The sequence below is a fragment of the Yersinia alsatica genome (assembly GCF_025133195.1).
GTDB classification, from domain to species: Bacteria; Pseudomonadota; Gammaproteobacteria; order Enterobacterales; family Enterobacteriaceae; genus Yersinia; species Yersinia alsatica.
The window spans coordinates 67,614-89,022 of the sequence record NZ_CP104006.1 but is presented as its reverse complement, the minus strand read 5'-3'; the positions used below and the strand labels follow the sequence as shown (position 1 = coordinate 89,022).

Genomic DNA, 21,409 nt, shown 5'->3' with positions numbered 1-21,409 from the left:
TGTTTATATCTATTAATTTGTTTTGTATGAGATTATTTTTTTAATCATTTATGCAAACGTTGTCATTAAGGTAATGCATGGCCAATATAATTGATATTGCGAAGAAAACAGGTCTTTCTGCCTCAACCGTGTCACGCACCTTGACCCGGCCCGAGAAGGTCGCGGCAGCAACGCGTGAACGCGTGATGAAAGCCATCGATGAACTGGGCTATGAAGCCAATATCTTTGCCCGTAATCTTCGCCAAGGCGGCTCACAAGTCATTGGTTTGGTGGTGTCCGATATTCTCAACACTTTCCACGCTACCATTGTGAAAGCGGTACAGGACGTTGCTTATAAAGCAGGTTATACCCTGATTGTCGGCAGTACTGATGAAGACTCGCTACGTGAAGAGCAACTGATGACACAGCTGCGTAGCCATATGCTACAAGGCCTAATAATCACTCCAACACATAACACACGCGATAACTTACAGCGTTTTACCAATATTCCGGTGGTAGAAATAGACCGAATTTCAGGCCATGCCGGTAGCGATACTGTATTGCTGAATAATATCCTCGGGGTGAATATGGCAGCCCGTCACCTGCTGGACTTACAGCATTCCCGTATTGCTTATATTGGTGGTAGTACACAGACCATCACTTTTGCTGAACGTTTGGCGGGTTTTCGCCAATCTTGTCCCGAACAGGCCAATACCGATGTGATTGAAATTCCAGCAACAACATCACTGTTTGCCGATGCCTGCGAACAAACTCATCTGTTGATGTCCAAACCCGCCGCCCAGCGCCCAACGGCAATTATTGCAGCAAATAACGATATCGCCGCGGGTGTAGTGCATGCCATTTATCAGCGCAATATCAGAATGCCTGATGAAGTCTCAGTGGTCGCCTTTGACGATCCGGATTGGGCCAGCTTCTTCCCATGCCCACTCACAACAATTCGCCAGCCGGTATATGACATGGGGAAACATGCGGCTGAGTTATTAATAGAACGCCTACGAGGCAATATCAGCGGAGCTGCTGTTTCAGAACGTTTTGATCCACAACTCATTGTACGCGCATCAACAGCACGGCCTTATTGAGGCCCGCTTTTTTTGTTTTTTTAAACCAATACCAGGGAATTATTAGAGGATAAATGATGACTATAGCCTTACATACCATCCCATTAATTGAGCCAACTGCGGAGAACCTTGCCCCCTTTGCCCGTTGGGTCGGTCAACCCACAACCTCTCCCACATTGGCAAGAGGCGATATCGATTGTTATCACAACATTTGTGATGCCAATGATTTCAATGAGCATCCGGTCGCCAGCTACCTGATTTGTTATCCACGTCCGTTATTAATGGAGCAAATAGAGCGGCATCGCTTAATGGAAGAAGCTTTTATCCCCTTAAAGGGAGACAGTGTGATGGTACTTGGCGCTCCCGGTGAGCTTGATCCGCAAAAACTGGTCGCAGTTTATATGGATGGATCGTTTGGATTAATTCTTTACCGTGATACTTGGCATTTCGCTCCCTTTGCATTAGGACAACCAGCAACCTATATGCTGCTGTCAGGTAAAGATTCGGGGCCAGATATCGAAGTCGTTGATCTCGGTCCGTATCCTATTAGCCAACCGGAATATCAGGAGCGAAAATGAAACGGATTATTTGTTATGGCGAGAGTTTGATCGACTTTACTCATGACGGTCATGCTTTTATTCCTCACCCCGGCGGCTCACCCTATAACGTGGCTATTGCACTTGGTCGCCTGGGCTCACAGGTAGATTATTGCACGCAACTCAGTACCGATATGTTCGGCAATATGCTATTGCAGCATTTACAGCTCAATCATGTGGGCACCACCACCATTAGCCGTAGCCCAGCACCTTCAACATTGGCATTTGTATTAACTCATCCGGAGACTGAACCCGAATATGCATTTTATTCCCGTCAGGCCGCAGATGTTATTATTCAACCAGAAGATCTCCCCGCACCAATTGATGCAAAATTACATCATTTCGGGTCTATTTCTTTGATGCAAGAACCCTGTGGAACAACCTGGGAACATTATTTAACACAACTTGATGGTTTTATTTCTTTTGATCCTAACATTCGCTCAAGTTTAATTCCTGAACGCCAGGTTTATCTTGACCGATTTAATCGCATCACCCGGAAAATACAATTATTACGCCTCAGTCTTTCTGACCTTCAATGGCTTGCACCTAATGAAGCTGTTGAGCATTTTGTCGCTCGAATGTTTGCACAAGGCATTTTGATGGTGGCCATTACCAGTGGCAGTGATGGTGCTTGGGTTTATACCCCACAATCGAAGCAATACCAACCCGTCACACCAGTGGAAGTGGCTGATACCATTGGGGCTGGCGATACATTTACTGCGGGATTATTGTCAGTTCTGGTGGAGGGGATTGAAGGTAAAACCTTGGCGAAACTGAATGACAGTATGCTATTACGGGCACTGAAAACCGGCAGTATCGCAGCGGCATTAAACTGTTGTAATAAAGGGGCTAATCCGCCAACAGCAGATGAAATAAATAAATTGATGTAATTATTCACCCTCTTACAGATAAAAGATATGCCCTTCCATGGGTAGGGCCACTTTTATCTGAAAACAAAAAATCATGGGGTAATATTATGAGCATGAAAAATATGTTCACCACGCCTGATGGAAAAAACCACGGGTTTACATTCTTTCTTCTTACCTGTCTTTTTTTAGTATTAGGTTTCAGTACCGGGTTAATTGATATTCTGAATAAACATTTTCAAAATACCTTGCAGGTTTCTAAAGCTGGCTCTGCATTAGTACAATTTGCTAACTATATCGGTTATTTCGTCATGGCAATCCCCGCGGGGATACTGGCTCGACGTTATGGATATAAAGGCGGTATTTTTATTGGTTTAGCATTAATCGCACTGGGAGCATTCTGGTTTATTTCTGCTGCCAGCATCGGGGAATATTGGGCCTTTTTGGTCGGACTATTTATTCTGGCAACCGGCCTAACCTGCATTGAGACGATTGCTAATCCTTTTGCTACTGTGATGGGTTCACCTGAACAGGGCGCGGCACGTCTGAACTTATCGCAATCCTGTACCGGCATTGGCTTGATATTTGGCCCACTGATCGGCGGACACTTTATTTTATCGGCCACCGGCGATGTAAATACCAGTAATGATGCTCTATTCATTCCGTATATGGGCATTGGTTTGGCAGTCGCCATACTGGCACTGGTTTTTTTCTTCACAAAAATTCCAGATATCACCCCCGAATCGGATATTCCGCAAGAAGGATATGCCCAGAACACCCCTTCTTTATGGCAGCGCCCTCACTTTGTGTTAGCCATTATTGCCCAGTTCTTATATGTGGCGGGGCAAACCGGTGTATTTAGCTTCTTTATCAACTATGTTGTCGACCATTCCCCTCTATTTAGCCAAGTTGTCGCAGCATTTTTACCCGATAGCTGGAGCTGGCAATCACCTGATGGTTGGAAATTCACTGAACGAGGTGCCTCACAGTTATTGGCATTTGGTGGCTTTGGGTTATTTATGATCGGACGATTCACTGGCGGTCTGCTATTGAGCAAGATTTCAGCTCACAAACTGCTGTGGATCTTTGCCGCAATTGACTGTGTATTGATGGTTATCATTATGTTTGCTGAAGGCTGGTTGGCAGTAACATCACTGATTCTTAGTTTCTATTTCATGTCCATTATGTTCCCGACCATCTTTGCCCTGGGTATTTTTGGGCTAGGTGAGCAAACGAAAAAAGCCTCGTCCTATATTGTTATGTCGATTGTGGGTGGAGCCGTGATGCCGATGCTCATGGGCGGCATTGCGGATGCCTATTCAATGGCGCTAGGATTTATCATGCCACTAGGGTGCTTCGTTATTATTGGATTGTATGGAATATTTTGGACAAAACTGCATGCACAAAGCATCAGCCAGCTTAAAGCGATGCCCTTAAATCCAACGCCATAGCGAGAATATTCATAGTTTGTAGCTGAGTATTCTATTCAGTCCCCATGCCACCAACAGAATTCATGCCTGCTTGGTGGCTTCAACATTTTATAAATGACTTATGATAGGAATAAAGCCAGTCCAATACCTATAAACGACAAGTCATATCCATGCATCTAAGGTTGGTTTGTGCTAACTGCGATGGATAAAAGCTTTCACTGATTAGTGTAAAACCATTCTTTTCATAAAATGCAGAGGCATTAGGTGTTGAAGCAAGCAACAGTGTTGTGAAGCCCCGCACTCTGGCTTCATGCTTGATAGCATCCAGAATCAGAGTAGCCATACCCCGACCTTCAAATTCCGGTAAGGTGAAAATAGCCTCCACACTACCTGACGATAAATCCAGAAACCCCGTCGCAACAGGAACTTGACTGTTTGGATCATCAACCACGAAGAATGGATTATTCGCCACCGCTTGCCGGTATCCTTCAGGCATCAAATCCGGGGTCCATGCCGCCAATGTTTTGCCATCATAAACATCTCTACACCCATGCCTAATGGCTTGATTTCTCACCCACCAAAGCTGCTCTGCTTCATCAGGTGACGCTAACCTGGCTTGCATACATCCTCCTGTTTTTATTCGCTATAACTCCATTGTAAATAATAGCTGGCCCCAAAATGATAAAAGCCCCGACTAGATTTAGTCAGGGCTTTTAAGGTACTACACATTTAAAATTAAACATTAATCAACTTAATAACGTGATACTGACTTTCGTACTGTTTATAAAGATGTACATGATTTACAGGAATATTTTCGTTGGTAACTAACTATGCCCTCCAATATATTAACTGAATGGTAACATTCCCAGTCTAATTTAATTTAGCCATGTTTTTGATAACGCTAGCTAAATTAGTACACCACCCTCGCGATATATACTCTTTGTTACGTGGCTTTACTTTCGTCGCGATATTCTCGATCTCATACTGATGTACACAAATCGCGAACATTACTATTAACAACAAAGCCTTAACTCATCGCGTATCGTCCACAAAATGCGATTATGAAGATTTACTGCGTGACCTTAAAGCATCATCGCATGAGTCAATTATAGGAAAACTCATAGCGAATCTCACATAAAAAAATATTTCGTGACCTTTATCGCATTATTTAAATCTGCTACATGGACACCGGCTAAATAAAAGTTTGCTACTAATTGCACCGGTGTTGAATTCCAATCTACGTGTTATAGATGAGATGTCAATACTGTTTTTAAGCACATGTCTTTATTATCAGTACTATTGCAAAATTTATAGCGATTTATTGATTTAAAATAACTTCCATCATCGGCTTTAGGACAAAAAATACACAAAGACCTTGCCGCACTGTTTTATGGAAGCAAAAAAATTTTCCCATGAAAACTATGGGTTTTGAGAAGAGTGGTACGGAAGCGTTTTGACAAAAGATCATAGATAAGATTAACAATGAGTATATCTATCCTGTTATCTATCAAGAGATTGGTACGTTAAATGCTTAAGTGACGTGAGGTGGCGTGATTCTTAATCTTTAAAGGTATCCCACGATGCCTTTTTGTATTTTGGCGGTTATGCCGCAGTTTCTAGAGGCTCGTTGAGATCTTGATAGTTAATGCGAGAGAGGCCGCGTTTGTGGCAGGAGTGTGTGTGTAACACATCAGTATTAAAACTCAACCATAAATCATTTAATAAGATTTAAATTAGTTAATAATTAGATTTTTTGTTGACCATACATGCCTGCAGCCCTACTATCTAACCTTAACAGCGGATGTGATCACTTATAAAAGTGAGGAACCGATGGTCAAGGTTGACTGGTCGAAGAAAGCGGTTAAGCAATTACTTTCAATAGATATTAGATATCGAAAAGCTATCAGTGAAAAAGTTAATAAACTAACGAATTTTCCTGCTATTGATTTGGATATCAAAAAGTTACAAGTTGGTGATAATCAATATCGGATGCGTGTAGGGAATTACAGAGTAATTTTTCTGATTGTAGAGGGGACACCGGTGATATGCACAATCCAAGAGGTTAAGCGTCGAACCACGACAACCTATTAGATTAGGTATACGTTTTTCCCTCAAAGGCATGGCGTTGTTTCTCTAAACTAAGGTGAATCAGATGGCAAAACTACAATATATTCATGATGAAGCAGGAAAGCCTCAGTTTGTGGTCTTACCCATTGCCGATTATCAACAGCTTATCTCTAATGCGAAGTATGAGGATATTCCCTATATCGCTGATCACAATGATGACCAGACGATACCGAATGAAGTTGTACAAATTATGGTAAATGATGGTGTCAGTTTGCTGGCTGCCTGGCGTATCTACCGTGGCTTTTCACAATATGAAATCGCAGAATTACTTGGTACCACTCAATCCGCTGTATCACAGTGGGAAGCAGTAGATTCTCGTCCACAGAAGAAAACCAGAGAGAAGTTAGCGGCGATTTATAAATGCCGGGCAGAGCAGATGATTATGTAAATGCTGAAAAAGTGAAGATAAGCTTTTGGCGGAAGATCACAGGAGTTGAACCTGCCAAGGACCGCTGGCGGCCCCATCTGGATTTGAAGTCCAGCCGCCCCACCGGGGACGATGATCTTCCATAAGGAAAGATGGTAAGGGGGGGATTATAGCGTGTTTATTGTATGGTGCTATCCATTAGATAAGTATCATGAATAAATCACCCGACCAGACGGCGGGTAAAATTATCATCATCGGCACGGAAATGGCTAATAGCTGACTTCGCCATATTTATCACGGTGTTCTTTCGGGGTAATCGAATAGCCTTTTTTGAATACCGAATAGAAATATTGCAGTGATGGATAACCACACATTTGCGAGATTTCATTGATAGGCAATGATGTCGCCGACAGTAAATTGCGCGCCCGATCGAGTTTTTCTTCATGAATAACACCATGAATAGTCTGCCCAATGTCATCTTTAAAGCGCTTTTCCAAATTCGATCGCGACATTCCCACAGCATCCAGCACCTGCTCGACCTTAATCCCCTTACAAGCATGATGACGAATATAATGCATGGCCTGAATCACTGCCGGATCACGTAATGAGCGGAAATCAGTGGAGCGCCGCGCCATCACTTTAACGGGTGGTACCAGAATGCGCTGCAATGGCGGGGATTCTTGCTGTTTCTGGCGCTGGTTAAGGCGTTGATGCAGCATCTTGGCTGCCCGATATCCCATCTGCCGGGTGCCTTGCACTACCGACGACAGTGCCACTCGCGATAAATAGCGGGTTAACTCTTCATTATCAATGCCAATGACACTCAATTTCTCTGGCACTGCAATATCCAAATGCTCACACACTTGTAATAAATGGCGCGCTCTAGCATCAGTGACAGCAATAATGCCCGTCTGATGCGGCAACGTCTGTACCCAATCTGACAACCGGTTTTGCGTGTATTGCCAATTAGCGGGCGCCGTCGCCATCCCCTGATAAACCACGCCCTGATATTGCTCTGCTGCCACTAATTGTCGAAAAGCATATTCCCGCTCCTGCGCCCAGCGCTTATCACTGCTGGCAGGTAATCCGTAGAAGGCAAAACGATTTAATCCCTTCTCTTTCAAATGCATAAAAGCAGCCTCTACTAAAGCCGCATTGTCAGTCGCAATATAATCTACTGGCGGATAATCTTCTGCTTGATGGTAAGAGCCTCCCACACCAACAATCGGGACATCAACATTCGCCAACAATTGCTCTATCTGCCGATCATCAAAATCTGCAATGACACCATCACCTAACCAATCCTTGATATTATCAATGCGGCAACGAAAATCCTCTTCAATAAAGATATCCCAATCACATTGTGATGCTTGCAGATATTCGCCGACACCTTCCACCACTTGCCGGTCGTACACTTTGTTAGCATTAAATAGCAAGGTTATCCGGTAGCGTTTCTCAAACATGGAATAGCTCCTGAAATGAGTGGAATAGAGGAATTGAGTAGCAAAGAGATCAATGCAATATCGCATTGATCTCTTTGCCGTGGGATGGGGTTACACCCGCCGTTTTGTGGCGGAATCCATCCACACAGCCAACAGTAAAATGGCACCTTTGACAATGTACTGCCAGAAAGTCGGCACATCTAGCATGCTCATCCCATTGTCGAGAGAAGCCATAATAAATGCCCCCATGACTGCCCCGGCAACGCTGCCTATCCCACCGGCAAGACTGGTGCCGCCAATAACACAGGCGGCAATAGCATCCAGTTCGGCAATGTTCCCCGCAGAAGGTGAACCCGCCCCCAGACGTGAGCTGAGAATCAAGCCTGCCATGGCGACCATCAGGCCGTTAATCGCAAATACCGCTAATTTAGTGCGTTCAACGTTCACCCCAGACAAGCGAGCAGCATCAATATTGCCACCAATGGCATAGATCCGACGGCCAAACGCGGTGCGGGTCGCCATAAATATCCCAGCCAGCATCAATGCCGTAAGAATTAATACCGGAGTAGGAACACCACGATAATCATTCAATAAATAGATGGCACCAAGAACAATAACCGCGGTAATAGATTGGCGGGTCACATCCCCCTGTGGAGCCGCTACGGGTAGGCCCAACCGGATGCGGTGACTGCGCCGACGCCACTGCCAGGCAACAAACAGCATCAGACCAATGGCACCAATACCAAATCCGAGTCCATTCGGCAGATAACTTTGACCAATTTGTGACATGGCACTACTGGTTGGTGACACCGTGGTGCCGTTGGTGATACCAATCAAGATGCCGCGAAAAGCGAGCATCCCAGCGAGTGTGACAATGAACGAGGGCACTTTGCGATAAGCAACCCACCACCCGTTCCAAGCGCCGAGCAGCAGGCCCAATCCCAATGTCACCACGATAGTGAGCGGCAATGGCCAGCCGAGCCACACGTCAAAAATTGCCGCGATACCGCCCAACAACCCCATCATTGAGCCAACCGACAAATCAATTTCTGCCGAAATAATGACGAAAACCATCCCCACAGCCAAAATGCCGGTAATGGCGGTTTGCCGCAGTAAATTCGAGATATTTCTGGCGCTGAGATACGCCCCTTCGGTGGTAAAAGTGAAAAAAAGCATAATAACGGCAATGGCCGCCAGCATGACAAAAACCTGTAAATTAAGCGATTTTAGCCGAAATAATGGCTTTTTATTGCCATTTTCTGGTGTGTTTGCTTCAGTTTGATTAGCTTGCGACATGGGTTTCACTCCTGAGTGCGGCTTCCATGACCTTTTCTTGAGTCAGGTTATGGTTAATGAGATCAGCTTTAATGCGCCCTTGATGCATGACCAGCACACGATCACTTAATCCCAATACCTCCGGCAATTCAGAGGAAATCACAATAACCGCTATCCCCTGCTGGACCAATTGATTGATAAGCTTATAAATTTCATATTTTGCACCGATGTCGATGCCGCGAGTCGGTTCATCGAGAATCAAAATTCGTGGGTTCAACAGTAAGCATTTGGCAAGAATCGCTTTTTGCTGATTGCCCCCACTCAGGCGAGCAATTGCCAGTTCCGAAGAGGACGTTTTCACTTTTAAGCGGGCGAGGGACTGCACGATAGTTGATTGCTCTTTAGCGTCATCCAGCATGCTAAAAGCACCGGTAAAATCATCTAATGCAGCCAGTGTGATATTGGCCCCCACCCCCATAACCGGCACGATGCCATCTTTTTTACGATCTTCCGGCACCATCGCAATGCCCAGTTTCATGGCCTGCTGACAATTAGTGATGGTTACCGCCTGACCATCAATAAAAATATCCCCCTGCCAACGGCCTGGGTAGACACCAAACAAGCATTGCACTGTTTCTGTCCGGCCAGAACCCACCAGCCCGGCAACGCCAAGAATCTCGCCGCGTTTCAAGGAGAAAGATACCTCATCCACTCGACGGATATGGCGATTTACCGGGTGCCAGGCGCAGAGATTTTCTATACGGAGAATTTCTTCACCAATATGATGAGCTTCGTGGGGATAGAGCTCTTTTAGTTCGCGCCCCACCATCATGGCGATGATGTCATCCTCACTCATAGTTGCCGCCGGGCGAGTACCAATATGGCGACCATCGCGAATCACACAGATATGGTCCGATATAGCTTTCACTTCATTTAGCTTGTGCGAAATATAGATGCAGGCAATACCGTGATTACGTAGGTCACGAATAATATCCAGTAAAATAGCGGTTTCGCTCTCAGTGAGAGAAGCCGTTGGCTCATCCAGCACCAGCAGTCGCACTTGTTTGTTTAGCGCTTTCGCGATTTCAACCAATTGCTGCTGCCCTAACCCCAACTCACCCACCGCCGTGTGAGGGTCTACCACCAGTTTTACCTGTGCCAGCATCCGCTGGCAGCGCAAATACATGGCATCGTAGTCCATAATGCCGAAACGCCCCCATTCGGAGCCGAGGAACATATTTTCTAACACTGACATTTGCTTCACTAATGCCAATTCCTGATGAATTATGGCAATGCCTTTTTGCTCTGTATCACGAATATTTTTGGCCTGAAGCGTTTCACCTGCAAAAATTATTTCCCCTTGAAAGGAGCCTATAGGGTAAATACCACATAACACTTTCATTAGTGTGGATTTTCCAGAACCGTTTTCCCCGCACAAAGATAATACTTGTCCAGCCTCAAGTGTCAGGCTGATATTATCGACAGCTTTAACAACGCCGAATTGCTTGGTTATTTCTTTCATTTCTAGCAGGTAGGGCATAATTCCCCCATATAACCTTCGTACTTGAGGCTGTAAAGTGTTAGCCACAACCTCAAGCACTTTGGCATATATGAAATAACAGTTAATTTAATAAGCCAGATAAAACCCCGGCAGTAAATTAATTAATATCTGCTTTTTTGTGGAACCCATCGGCAATAACTGTACTATCGATATTGTTTTTATCCACAGAAATTGGCGTTAATAAATAAGCGGGGACATCCTTAATGCCATTATTTAATTTGCTGTTTGATTGCGGTTGTTCGCCTTTACCTAAGGTCACGGCAATTTCTGCAGCATCATTCGCTAATTTACTGATTGGCTTATATACCGTCATGGTTTGGGTGCCAGCAACAATACGTTTTATTGCTGCCAAATCAGCATCCTGCCCGGAGATAGCCACTTTGCCTGCCAACCCTTGTGCTGCCAATGCCTGAATAGCACCCCCTGCAGTGGCATCATTAGAGGCGACAACAGCATCAATATTGTTATTGTTCGCTGTTAACGCATTCTCCATGATTTTTAACGCATTTTCCGGTAGCCAGGCATCAACCCACTGGTCGCCCACAATCTTTATTTTCCCGTCTTTTATCAAAGGATTAAGGACATTCATTTGCCCCTGACGGAACAATTTGGCGTTATTATCGACTGGGGAGCCACCCATCAGGAAATAATTACCCTGTGGTACTCTTTCAACCAAACTTTTAGCTTGTAATTCACCGACTTTTTCATTATCAAAGGAGATATAAAAATCAATATCAGCATTATTTATCATGCGGTCATAAGCTAAAACTTTTATCCCTTCTCGTTTTGCTTCAGCAATAACATTACTTAATACTTGTCCGTTGTAGGGAATAATAACCAACACATCAACGCCGCGATTAATCATATTTTCAATTTGCGACATTTGAGTTTCTTCATTGCCATTTGCTGATTGGACAAATACTTTAGCGCCGAGAGACTCAGCTTTGTTAACAAAAATATCGCGGTCTTTCTGCCAGCGTTCAAGACGGAGATCGTCTATCGCCATACCGATTTTAATTTCTTTACTGAATCCGGGCTGGCTAATCATTACCAGTGCGGCGCAAGCGGAGAGTAAAATGTTCTTAAATTTCATCTTTCGGTACCTTTCTTATTGTGCAAGCAGGGTAAGAGAAACGGTAAACATCAACTGCAATAGGGATTGTTGACGCTTATTTGTCCATCGGCAATTACAGATTTTTATCCACCAATTATGTTTTTTGGTTTAATGTTAATTTTATGATAACGATCATGTTTTCTTTCCTACAAAATACATAATTCCAGCCAAAGATGTTATCAGCGCAATGAATATTAAGGTGTTTCTATAATTAATCGGTTATTTATGAGATCTACGCCACAATTAATAATTCTCTGAATTTAAGTGTGAAATAACGTAATTGAGAGAATGGCCAACAACTCCGAAGATAAAAGCTCACCAGCCCGGCGATGCGGGCCAGCTTCCAAGGAGTATTGCATGCAATCTTATTTTGATGAATTAGAACAAGTGCGTTACGAAGGCAGCCAGAGCGATAATCCGCTGGCATTTCATCACTACAATCCGGATGAAATTATCCTTGGTAAGCGGATGGCTGACCATCTGCGCTTCGCCGCTTGTTACTGGCACACATTCTGCTGGGCCGGTGCCGATATGTTCGGTAGCAATGCCTTTAACCGCCCATGGCAACAACCGGGTGATGCAATCACCTTGGCGAAACGTAAAGCTGATGTCGCTTTTGAGTTCTTCCACAAACTGAATGTGCCTTATTACTGCTTCCACGATATCGATGTTTCTCCAGAAGGGGCATCTCTTAAAGAATATCTGAATAACTTCGCAGTAATGACCGATGTATTGGCCGAGAAACAAGAGAGCAGCGGCGTAAAACTGTTATGGGGTACTGCCAACTGCTTCACTCATCCGCGCTACGGGGCCGGAGCTGCAACCAATCCAGACCCGGAAGTCTTTAGCTGGGCGGCGACTCAAGTCTTCACTGCCATGAATGCCACCCAAAAACTTGGCGGCGAAAACTATGTGTTATGGGGCGGGCGTGAAGGCTACGAGACACTGTTAAACACTGATTTACGCCAAGAGCGCGAGCAAATTGGCCGCTTTATGCAGATGGTCGTCGAGCATAAACACAAAACCGGTTTCCAGGGCACCTTACTTATTGAGCCAAAACCACAAGAACCGACTAAGCATCAATATGATTATGATGTTGCGACTGTTTATGGCTTCCTCAAGCAGTTTGGGCTGGAAAAAGAGATTAAAGTGAATATTGAAGCCAACCATGCCACTCTGGCTGGCCACTCATTCCATCATGAAATTGCTAGCGCCATTGCTTTAGGCATTTTTGGCTCGGTAGATGCAAACCGCGGAGATCCGCAACTCGGTTGGGATACTGACCAGTTCCCGAACAGTGTGGAAGAGAATGCGCTGGTGATGTTTGAGATCCTTAAAGCGGGCGGTTTTACCACCGGTGGCCTGAATTTTGATGCCAAAGTACGCCGCCAAAGCACCGACAAATATGACCTGTTTTATGGCCATATTGGGGCGATGGACACCATGGCGTTAGCCCTGAAAATTGCGGCCAAAATGATTGAAGATGGTCAATTGGATCAACGCGTCGCAAAACGCTATGCCGGTTGGAATACTGAATTGGGTCAGCAAATCCTGAAAGGCAAAATGTCGCTAGAAGATTTGGCGCGCTATGCCGGCCAACATAACCTGAACCCGCAGCACCAGAGTGGGCATCAAGAACAACTGGAAAATCTGGTGAATCGCTATATCTTCGGCTGATAGACCCAGCGAATAGATAGAGGTTTAGATATTCCCAAATAGTTAATAGGCATAATTGGCGCAGGCAGTTTGGGCCTGGACAGCGCACAGGAGCCGGAGCGTACACCTAGTACGTGAGGATTCTGAGCACTGCTCAGGCTCAAAATGGCAAGTGAGATAGCCTATATATTAAGGAAAACATATGTACATTGGCATCGATCTGGGCACCTCCGGCGTTAAAGCTATTCTGCTGGCTGAAAACGGGCAAGTGATTGCCAGCCAAGGTGCTGCGTTATCCGTCTCTCGTCTACATCCTTTATGGTCAGAACAAAACCCTGCCGATTGGTGGCAGGCAACTGATCAAGCCATGCAAGCCCTTGCCGCAAAAAATGATTTACAGCAGGTCAAAGCCCTTGGGTTGACCGGGCAGATGCACGGCGCAACCTTACTGGACAATCAGCGTCAAGTGCTACGTCCAGCCATTTTATGGAATGATGGCCGCAGTTACTCCCAGTGTCTGGCGCTGGAACAAGCAGTGCCGGAATCACGTCAGATTACCGGTAACTTGATGATGCCGGGCTTTACCGCGCCGAAACTGAAATGGGTGGCAGAACATGAGCCAGATATTTTCAGCCGGGTCGATAAAGTGCTGTTACCAAAAGATTATCTTCGTTTTCTTATCAGTGGTGATTTCGCCTCTGATATGTCAGATGCCGCCGGAACAATGTGGCTGGATGTCGCCAAACGTGACTGGAGCGATGAAATGTTGGCGGCCTGTGGTTTGAATCGCCAGCACATGCCAGCCCTGTTCGAAGGCAGCCAGATTACCGGTCATGTCAGCGCTGATATTGCAAGCCGCTGGGGAATAAAACCAGTGCCGGTAGTGGCTGGCGGTGGTGATAATGCTGCCGGAGCCATCGGCGTTGGTCTGTATCAAACCGGGCAAGCGATGTTATCGCTGGGCACTTCCGGTGTCTATTTTGCGGTCAGTGACGGCTTCCTTAGCAATCCCGCCAGTGCAGTTCACAGTTTTTGCCATGCATTACCGAATACCTGGCACCTGATGTCCGTCATGCTGAGCGCCGCATCCTGTCTTGATTGGGCTTGCCAACTCACCGGAGCCGAGAGTGTTCCCGCACTCATTAAAACCGTGGAAAATACGCCACCAGCAGACACGCCGGTGTGGTTCCTGCCCTATCTCTCTGGCGAGCGCACGCCTCACAATAACCCAAATGCTAAAGGGGCTTTCTGGGGCTTTACTCACCAACATGGTCAGGCAGATTTAGCGCGTGCGGTGCTGGAAGGAGTGGGATTCGCATTAGCCGATGGGATGGATGCCCTGCATGCCAGCGGGTTGCAGCCTAAATCGGTCACATTGATTGGCGGTGGCGCACGCAGCCCCTATTGGCGGCAAATGCTGGCGGATATCAGCGGCCAAACACTAGAATATCGCACCGGAGGGGATGTCGGCCCAGCACTGGGTGCGGCTCGATTGGCACAAATTGCTCTGAATCCGGATATTCCATTGGCAGATTTACTGCCCGCACTGCCGCTGGAACAGACCCATTATCCTGATGCTCAACAGCATGAGTATTACGCTGCTCGTCGCGGCACCTTTAAACAGCTTTATCAGCAATTATTGCCCTTAATGTAAATCAGCGCGCTGATCTGGTCTCTTTTGTTCCCTATGATGGCCGGATTTGGCATTCCACTTAACGTAAAACGCGGTGATGATGGCCCTCTACCCATACAGCGGAGGGCCGGAAATGACTAACAGCGCATTACTGATTATTGATGTCCAACAATCGTTCGAGCATAAAGATTTTTGGCAGCCGCAAGATTTACCGGCATTTTCTGCGGCATTAAGCCAGCTAATAACGGGCTGCAAGCAGCGGGGCGTGGCTCTGGTGGATGTCTTCCATGTGGCCGCTGAAGGGCCGTTTTCACTGGCTTCTGGCTATGTTAAACCTATGTCGCTAGTGTCCCATCAAGCAGATGTTACCGTGCAAAAGCGGGTGCATAATGCACTGACTGACTCGGGGCTGGATCAATGGCTCAAGGAGCGGCACATCAATCACCTGATTATTGCCGGGATGCGCACGGAGCAATGCTGCGAAACCACCGCTCGCGTGGCGTCAGATCTGGGTTATCAGGTAACATTTGTCACCGAGGCGACACTCACCTTCCCGATGACCCAACCCAATGGCGTGCTACTCAGCAGTGCGGAACTCAAGCTGCGCACTGAAACCGTGCTGGTTGAGCGTTTTGCCGCCATCAAAACTGTGGCACAAGCTCTGGATGCATTGGATTCACAACCGCCCGTCACTGTCACTGAAAAAAACCTCAGCTGGCAACCACAACCTTATTTACCTCGATCCATCACGCCCTGCGGTATCAAAAACCTGAGCCGCTGGCAGTTGAAACGCTATGTAATTCGTTATTCGCAGGCTCAAGGGGCGGCTCCCGATTACACTCCGGCTTATCAACTCGTTAGGCAGTGGTTACCTAATGAAGCTGAAACGGTAAATCGCCCCGGGGTAGGGTTGGTGATCGAGCATCAAGGTAAGACACTGAATTACTTGATTGTCGGGTGGTGGGATAATGAAAATGAATTGCGGGTGAAAGTCTGGGTACAGGAACAGGGAGTTTGGCGCGCGGCACGAGATGAATCTTTCTGTGTGTGGGATTTGCAGGTAATCGCCTTTGAGCGCGATGCTTTTGTTGATACTTTGCTACAGCATGCTCCGGATATTCCGGCTTATATGAACCGCACTCTGACGGTAACTGTGGATTAATTATGCAACGAAATGTCTACTTTCTCTTGCTGCCCGACGTGTTGTCGCTGGATTTAACTGGCCCGGCGGAAACTTTACGGCTGGCGGGGTCGTTTAAACTTTCCTATATCAGCCCATTACCCGAGGTGATGTCCTCCACCGAGATGATGTTGGGCCAGTTACAGCCACTGCCCGATAATTTGCCAGAAGGCAGCTTGTTGGTGGTGCCGGGAGTGAGTGATTCGCGCCACTTCTTTGCGACCGAAACAGCAGCCATCGCCCGTCAGTGGTTACAGCAGCAGAAAGCCGCCATTGCGCAGCAAAAAATCATCTTAGTTTGTGTTTGTTCTGGCGCACTGCTGGCGGCCCAAGCCGGATTACTCGATGGTTATCAATGCACCACTCATCACCACGTATTGGAGCGGTTGCGCCAACAAGCACCGCGCGCGCAAACCAAAGAGAACCGGATATTTGTTGAAGACCGTGGGGTGTATACCAGTGCTGGAATTACGGCGGGTATTGACCTGTCTTTGCATCTGATTAGCCGCTATTGCAGCCCACAAACTGCATTGGAGGTGGCGCGAGAGATGGTGGTTTACTTCCGCCGCTCCGGTGATGACCCACAGCTTTCACCTTGGCTACGTTATCGCAATCACCTTCATCCAGCAGTTCATCGCGCCCAAGATGTGATGTCCGCAGAACCGCAAGCAGAGTGGTCGCTGCGACAGGTTGCGCAAAAAGCACATGTCAGCAGCCGCCATTTGACCCGACTATTTCGCGAACATGTCGGTATCAGTGTGCGTGAGTTTCACGAGCAATTACGGGTGGCAGTGGCTGAAGTCCGTTTGCAGGAAGGGCTTAATCTGGAGAAAGCGGCACTGGCAGCCGGATTTTCCTCCGGACGCCAGCTACGTCGCGCGCAACAACGTGGGCTCGCCGTGGTTAACTGACCAAGCGCCGCCGGTCAATGCGCTGTAGCCCCATCGATAATAACGTGCTCAGTATCAGAGCCAAGGCGAAGACATAGAAAATATCCAGTATCGGATAAGCAGTAAAATCATAATGATGGGTGCGGATAAAATGAATAATCAGCGCGTGGAAACCGTAAATCGCCAGTGAATGCCCGGCAAGCCAACTCAACCAGGCAATCGGCTGGTTAAGGCAGTTTTTAAACCACACCAGCAGTGACACGGCAGCAACAAAGACCAGCGGGCCGCAATACATATAAAAAGTATCGGCGAAGCTACCATTGATTCGGGTCTGTTTCTCCGTCGAGATGGCAATCAATATGACACTCACGATAAACAGCAATGCCGCCCCCCAACTGATGGCCCGCCCTTGAGTTTCCAGCATGCCAATTGCCCGCCCCAGCAGGGCATACAGCAGATAATAGAAAGTATCGCCATAGATATAGAGGTTTATCGGCAGTAAATGGAAGCCGCCAATCGAATATTTACTGGCCTGTGGATTAGCCAGCACGGCCAACAGCAGGATGATAACGGCCAAATAACGGCCCGATACCGGCTTGACGTTAATCAGCGGGGAAACCAGATAAACCACGATAATGGCGTAGAAAAACCACAAATGATAAAACACCGGCTTTTGCAGGATATTCATCAATGCAGCCCAACCATTGATGGAGGTCAGGGTCGAAATATAAATCAGCGCCACCAAGCTGTAGAACAACAGACACAGCCCGATACGGGTAAAGTGCTTTGGCTGCGCGCTTTTTTCACCAAAAAACAGATAGCCGGAGATCATAAAGAACAGTGGCACACATGCCCGAGACGCCGAATTCAGTAGATTGGCAATGTCCCAGTTTGCTTCTCCCACCTGCGCACCGCTGGTGACGTAATAGGTGGTGGCATGGATCATGACCACCATAATGCAGGCCACAGCCCGCAGATTATCAATCCAGCCAATCTTATTGGTCATGCATACTCTCTATCACCCGTCTTACTGTTACCGACATAAAAGTGCTTATCTATTTAGAACTCAAATAATCAGGTGGCAAACAATAACGTAAATTTGAATATATACACAAAGTAAATACCTAAAGTCATTAGCATTCCAGTCAGCCAATAAACCAGGCGGAGCCAAGGACGATGGGTAATTGTTGCTATAAGGTTATATTGACGGCAAAATAGCCGTCCCGACATGCTCTGATTGTACATCCTGCTTGAGCGGTCTCATTTTTTTATGTTTACTATTAATAGCTTAATCTATGCAAACTTCATTTTCACCCGCGACGCGTTTAGGTCGACGGGCGCTTTTATTTCCTCTGTGTTTGGTATTGTTCGAATTTGCCGCCTATATCGCCAACGATATGATTCAGCCAGGTATGCTGGCGGTGGTGGCAGATTTTAACGCCAGCGTAGAGTGGGTTCCGACTTCCATGACCGCTTATCTAGCGGGCGGTATGTTCCTGCAATGGCTACTTGGCCCCTTATCGGACCGTCGTGGGCGACGCCCGGTGATGCTAGCTGGCGTGGCATTCTTTGTCGTGACCTGTCTTGCTATTTTACTGGTCAATACCATTGAACAGTTTATTGCCATGCGTTTCCTGCAAGGCATTGGCTTGTGCTTTATTGGCGCGGTGGGTTACGCCACCATTCAGGAATCATTTGAAGAAGCGGTCTGTATTAAAATCACCGCACTGATGGCAAATGTGGCACTCATTGCTCCATTGCTTGGACCATTGGCCGGTGCTGCCCTGATTCATGTGGCCCCGTGGCAGACTATGTTTGTGCTATTTGCCGTGCTGGGAGCCATTTCATTTGTTGGCTTGTGGCGCGCTATGCCGGAAACCGCCTCGCGCAAAGGTGAGAAACTGTCAGTCGGTGCAATGTGGCACGACTATAAGCTGGTGCTTGCTAACCGCCGCTTCCTGTGCGGTTCGCTGGCATTAGGCTTTGCCAGCCTGCCCCTGCTGGCGTGGATTGCTCAATCGCCGGTCATTCTGATTAGTGGTGAGCAGCTCTCGACGGTTGAATACGGTATCTTGCAGGTTCCTATCTTCGGCGCACTGATTATTGGTAATCTGACACTGGCAAAGTTGAGTGGCAAAACCAGCGTTCCACAGCTTATTCGCTATGGCGCAGGCCCGATGATTATTGGCCTGATGGTTGCCGCTGGCTCAACACTCTATTCATCCCACGCCTATCTGTGGATGACCGCTGGGCTGAGCCTTTATGCCTTTGGTATTGGTCTGGCAAACGCCGGTTTGGTACGACTGACACTGTTCTCCAGTGATATCAGTAAAGGGACGGTATCCGCCGCCATGGGGATGATCAGCATGATGGTCTTCACCCTAGGAATCGAGTTTGCCAAAGTGGCTTACCTGTGGGGCAATAGCGGCGTCTTCAACCTGTTTAATCTGATCAGCGGCTTGCTGTGGCTAGGCTTGGTGGTGATATTTATCCGCCGTCAGCCGGAGACAACAGCAGAGTAATGTTATTAAATGCTGAAGGAATCTCTTCTTCAGCATTTAATAACGATGATTTACAGCCGAAAATCGGTGTGTAGTTGCAACCAATGGGCCCTTAATATTTTTTTATGGGCTTCATTCATAGGTAATAAGGCTAACATATCAGGCCATGTTTGACGGGCAATTTCCATTGCATCATCTAAATGGGCCTTAATAGCCAGATAAGGCGCATCTATTCTCTCACACCATTTTTTGAACGTGGAAAAATTGATTAAATACCACTGTTTCTCTTTTGCCATTCTCAATGCAAGTTCGGACTCATTTGTCATATACACTTTAGTGCATACAATGTCATATGCAGGGGATAACTTTGCATGACGCCCATCAGGGTAAGTCACCGTCCAATTTTTCAAATGGGCATCCCCATTGGCTAATAAGATATTGCCTAATAGGCGACGAGCCATTTGTTGCAGATCGGCTAAACCACCAGCATCGTTATATAAAACAGCAGCAATTTGTTCATAATTTTTGTCTGCGTATTTTTTGCTGGGATACAAATTAAAAATTTGTGCAAAATCCTCCGTGTGTATTCGCCCTGTTCCTTTTGCAGAACGATCAAAACGGCGGATAAGATAAGCATGCTCACCTGTGGGGAGTTGGATATCAGGTAAATTATCGATCTCGTCTAGTGAAACCAAATTTATTTCGGGGATCTCAATGCCAATGGCTTGCGCCAGGCGCATCACTGAGTATTCATTTTCGGGAACATTTTTATGCACTGTTGACGGTGTTTTAACAATCCAGTCATCCTCACCCACTTCGGTGGTTATCAAGTATCGCCCATCTTGATAACGAGATGAAAACTTCATCTGTATACCCGCCAAAGAAAATTTATCCGCTATATTTTTTATATCTATCTGTACTGCTTCTATTTTATTGTGAGCGGACAGTGCCCATTGTGGAATACTACCTCTGAGCAGCGGGCGGGCAACTAAAGCGCCAGCAAGATTCTCACCAGCCCGCGCTAATAGCGGAAACTCATTATCTTCATGAGTTTTTAACTGCGTTGTCATCATCTTCCGTAGCGCGCCTTCAGGTAATAAATTAGATAATACTGGTGGTAATCTTTGCTTATTAATTTGTACTTTCCGTAAATAATCTGGGTCAACTTGCTGAGTTAAGGTAAAAATTGGCCGCCGTATTTCTGGCATCGCGATATAATCAGGATCAAACGATAAAGCATTGCGCCCACCGGTATAGTGAACCAAAACGCCAATGCGGATATCACCTAAATAAAGCGCCAGCCCCTCTACTTGCTCAACTTGCTGCGCCATCAGCTAGTCCTCCAGATTTTTATATTTTGTTTGCCAGGGATCATTCTGTGCTGTGATGTTTTCATCATCTATTACTGTGTTTGTCGTCATCCTGCCCGCGCGAATTTCCTGTGCCTGTTCTCTGGTCACTAACAGTATTTCCAGATCGAAACCAGCCAAAATGCGTAAAAAGGTGGAGAGCTGAATATCCCCCCCTTTTTCAAATTTGGAAACCTGCTGCTGCGTCATGCCGTTGACTAAGCGCATATCTGATTGTTTCAGTTTTTTCTGTTGGCGGATCTCTTTCAGCTGTGTCGCCACATCATTGAGTGTTCTCATTCGGCCCTCATGACATTAATTATGATGTACGCTAAGACTAGCACATCTAAAGAGATGTAATTGA

19 protein-coding genes and 1 tRNA gene are annotated in these 21,409 nt (G+C 46.5%); 11 read left to right on the top strand and 9 right to left on the bottom strand.

Features of this window, described 5'->3' with window-relative positions:
* The first annotated feature begins 77 nt into the window (after nt 1-77).
* The 4 genes from N0H69_RS00385 to fucP all read left to right on the top strand — a co-directional run bounded on the left by N0H69_RS00385 (nt 78) and on the right by fucP (nt 3,971).
* Nucleotides 78-1,079: a LacI family DNA-binding transcriptional regulator gene (locus N0H69_RS00385; RefSeq protein ID WP_050109201.1), complete on the top strand. Its 1,002-nt coding sequence runs from the start codon at nt 78-80 to the stop codon at nt 1,077-1,079.
* 53 nt (nt 1,080-1,132) lie between these two features.
* Nucleotides 1,133-1,636 carry an ureidoglycolate lyase gene (locus tag N0H69_RS00380; RefSeq protein WP_235897412.1) on the top strand — a complete coding sequence of 168 codons (504 nt, stop codon included), beginning with the start codon at nt 1,133-1,135 and terminating at the stop codon, nt 1,634-1,636.
* Nucleotides 1,633-2,544 carry a carbohydrate kinase family protein gene (locus N0H69_RS00375; RefSeq protein WP_050109203.1) on the top strand — a complete coding sequence of 304 codons (912 nt, stop codon included), beginning with the start codon at nt 1,633-1,635 and terminating at the stop codon, nt 2,542-2,544. Before N0H69_RS00380 ends, N0H69_RS00375 begins: the two co-directional genes overlap by 4 nt.
* Nucleotides 2,545-2,630: 86 nt before the next feature.
* Nucleotides 2,631-3,971, top strand: a complete 1,341-nt coding sequence (gene fucP, locus N0H69_RS00370; protein WP_050151884.1) for an L-fucose:H+ symporter permease — start codon at nt 2,631-2,633, stop codon at nt 3,969-3,971.
* Between the two features lie 127 nt (nt 3,972-4,098).
* Here the strand turns inward: fucP and N0H69_RS00365 are convergent, their stop codons facing one another.
* Nucleotides 4,099-4,572: a GNAT family N-acetyltransferase gene (locus N0H69_RS00365; protein ID WP_050151883.1), complete on the bottom strand. Its 474-nt coding sequence runs from the start codon at nt 4,570-4,572 to the stop codon at nt 4,099-4,101.
* A gap of 1,208 nt (nt 4,573-5,780) precedes the next feature.
* Between N0H69_RS00365 and N0H69_RS00360 the strand changes: the two genes are divergently transcribed.
* Together N0H69_RS00360 and N0H69_RS00355 are read left to right on the top strand one after the other, a co-directional pair.
* Entirely contained in the window at nt 5,781-6,041 is a 261-nt protein-coding gene (locus N0H69_RS00360) for a type II toxin-antitoxin system RelE family toxin (RefSeq protein WP_050135230.1), read from the top strand.
* A gap of 61 nt (nt 6,042-6,102) precedes the next feature.
* Nucleotides 6,103-6,465: a helix-turn-helix domain-containing protein gene (locus N0H69_RS00355; protein WP_050123643.1), complete on the top strand. Its 363-nt coding sequence runs from the start codon at nt 6,103-6,105 to the stop codon at nt 6,463-6,465.
* Nucleotides 6,466-6,491: 26 nt separating this feature from the next.
* On the opposite strand, the gene N0H69_RS00350 is transcribed toward N0H69_RS00355, so the two are convergent.
* The 5 genes from N0H69_RS00350 to xylF form a co-directional block, all read right to left on the bottom strand.
* Nucleotides 6,492-6,586: transfer RNA gene (locus N0H69_RS00350), tRNA-Sec, on the bottom strand.
* Between the two features lie 127 nt (nt 6,587-6,713).
* On the bottom strand, nt 6,714-7,907 hold the full coding sequence (gene xylR / locus N0H69_RS00345; protein WP_050109216.1) for a D-xylose utilization transcriptional activator XylR: 1,194 nt from the start codon (nt 7,905-7,907) through the stop codon (nt 6,714-6,716).
* Between the two features lie 90 nt (nt 7,908-7,997).
* Nucleotides 7,998-9,182 (bottom strand): xylose ABC transporter permease XylH, encoded by a 1,185-nt coding sequence (xylH, locus tag N0H69_RS00340; RefSeq protein ID WP_050123796.1) that lies wholly within the window; start codon nt 9,180-9,182, stop codon nt 7,998-8,000.
* On the bottom strand, nt 9,169-10,701 hold the full coding sequence (locus tag N0H69_RS00335; RefSeq protein WP_050151882.1) for a xylose ABC transporter ATP-binding protein: 1,533 nt from the start codon (nt 10,699-10,701) through the stop codon (nt 9,169-9,171). Before N0H69_RS00335 ends, xylH begins: the two co-directional genes overlap by 14 nt.
* Before the next feature lie 118 nt (nt 10,702-10,819).
* Nucleotides 10,820-11,815: a D-xylose ABC transporter substrate-binding protein gene (xylF, locus tag N0H69_RS00330; protein ID WP_050109219.1), complete on the bottom strand. Its 996-nt coding sequence runs from the start codon at nt 11,813-11,815 to the stop codon at nt 10,820-10,822.
* A 378-nt stretch (nt 11,816-12,193) separates the two neighbouring features.
* Here xylF and xylA point away from each other — a divergent pair, with 378 nt between their 5' ends.
* The 4 genes from xylA (at nt 12,194) to N0H69_RS00310 (ending at nt 17,216) form a co-directional block, all read left to right on the top strand.
* Nucleotides 12,194-13,513 (top strand): xylose isomerase, encoded by a 1,320-nt coding sequence (gene xylA, locus N0H69_RS00325; protein WP_050109220.1) that lies wholly within the window; start codon nt 12,194-12,196, stop codon nt 13,511-13,513.
* 181 nt (nt 13,514-13,694) lie between these two features.
* The gene (gene xylB, locus N0H69_RS00320) at nt 13,695-15,146 is read left to right on the top strand and encodes a xylulokinase (RefSeq protein ID WP_050151881.1); all 1,452 of its coding nucleotides are present in this window, start codon (nt 13,695-13,697) and stop codon (nt 15,144-15,146) included.
* Nucleotides 15,147-15,258: 112 nt separating this feature from the next.
* Complete coding sequence (locus N0H69_RS00315) at nt 15,259-16,287, top strand: isochorismatase family protein (RefSeq protein ID WP_050151880.1); 1,029 nt, start codon at nt 15,259-15,261, stop codon at nt 16,285-16,287.
* 2 nt (nt 16,288-16,289) lie between these two features.
* Nucleotides 16,290-17,216, top strand: coding sequence for a GlxA family transcriptional regulator (locus N0H69_RS00310; protein WP_050151879.1), 927 nt, complete (start codon nt 16,290-16,292; stop codon nt 17,214-17,216).
* On the opposite strand, the gene N0H69_RS00305 is transcribed toward N0H69_RS00310, so the two are convergent.
* Nucleotides 17,209-18,201 (bottom strand): acyltransferase, encoded by a 993-nt coding sequence (locus N0H69_RS00305; RefSeq protein ID WP_050151878.1) that lies wholly within the window; start codon nt 18,199-18,201, stop codon nt 17,209-17,211. The two genes, N0H69_RS00310 and N0H69_RS00305, sit on opposite strands and share 8 nt — an antisense overlap.
* A gap of 289 nt (nt 18,202-18,490) precedes the next feature.
* Between N0H69_RS00305 and N0H69_RS00300 the strand changes: the two genes are divergently transcribed.
* Nucleotides 18,491-19,717 carry an MFS transporter gene (locus tag N0H69_RS00300; RefSeq protein ID WP_050151877.1) on the top strand — a complete coding sequence of 409 codons (1,227 nt, stop codon included), beginning with the start codon at nt 18,491-18,493 and terminating at the stop codon, nt 19,715-19,717.
* 50 nt (nt 19,718-19,767) lie between these two features.
* On the opposite strand, the gene N0H69_RS00295 is transcribed toward N0H69_RS00300, so the two are convergent.
* Together N0H69_RS00295 and N0H69_RS00290 are read right to left on the bottom strand one after the other, a co-directional pair.
* Entirely contained in the window at nt 19,768-21,027 is a 1,260-nt protein-coding gene (locus N0H69_RS00295; protein ID WP_050135221.1) for a type II toxin-antitoxin system HipA family toxin, read from the bottom strand.
* Nucleotides 21,028-21,030: 3 nt separating this feature from the next.
* On the bottom strand, nt 21,031-21,345 hold the full coding sequence (locus N0H69_RS00290; protein ID WP_050135218.1) for a helix-turn-helix domain-containing protein: 315 nt from the start codon (nt 21,343-21,345) through the stop codon (nt 21,031-21,033).
* Nucleotides 21,346-21,409 lie beyond the last annotated feature (64 nt).